Genomic DNA, 660 nt, shown 5'->3' with positions numbered 1-660 from the left:
CGCCCCCTTACCGGCCGCTGACGGCCCGCCGGTAACGCTCGGAGAGGCGTAGGACGTGCTCGGCCAGTTCCGGCGGGTCGAGCACCTCGAAGTCGACGCCGAGGAACCCGATCCACACCGCCATCCCGTTCACGTCGTCGCCACCCAGCCGGAGCAGGCAGGTCGACTCGTCCACCGGCTCGACATCCAGGCCCGGCGACGCCGCTCGCATCCGCTCCACCGGGGCGTGCAGCAGCACTGTGGCGTGGTGGCGCCACATCGCCGTGCTGACGCCCCGCTCCACGTACGCCGCCACGTCGCCGCCCTGCGGCAGCTCGCGTGGCGTGAAGCGGGGACCCGTCGGTGTGCGCGGGCGCACCCGGTCCACCCGGTACGTGCGCCAGTCCCGCCGGTCGAGGTCGTAGCCGACCAGGTACCAGCGCCCGTGCCGGTGCGCCAGCCGGTACGGCTCCGCGTTCCGCAGGCTCGCCGCGCCGTCGTGGCCCGTGTAGTCGAAACGCAGCACCTCGTGGTCGCGGGCCGCGTTCGCGATCGTGGTCAGCACGTCCGGCGCGACGGCAGGGGAGTTGCCCGTGATCTGCACGGTGTAGGCGTTCAGCGCGCCCACCCGCCGCCGCAGCCGGGACGGCAGCACCTGCTCCAGTTTCGCCAGGGCCCGCA

General features: G+C 73.8%; 1 protein-coding gene. It reads right to left on the bottom strand.

Annotated elements, in window-relative coordinates; all coding sequences use genetic code 11:
• Window positions 1-7: 7 nt before the first annotated feature.
• The coding region (locus tag ABFX54_RS56710; RefSeq protein WP_346115629.1) for a helix-turn-helix transcriptional regulator at window positions 8-660 on the bottom strand (653 nt) is incomplete at its 5' end.

Origin of the sequence: Nonomuraea maheshkhaliensis (genome assembly GCF_039529435.1) — a bacterium.
Taxonomy (GTDB): Bacteria; Actinomycetota; Actinomycetes; order Streptosporangiales; family Streptosporangiaceae; genus Nonomuraea; species Nonomuraea maheshkhaliensis.
Note: the sequence above shows the minus strand (reverse complement) of the source record. Positions and strands in the feature narration are given on the sequence as shown.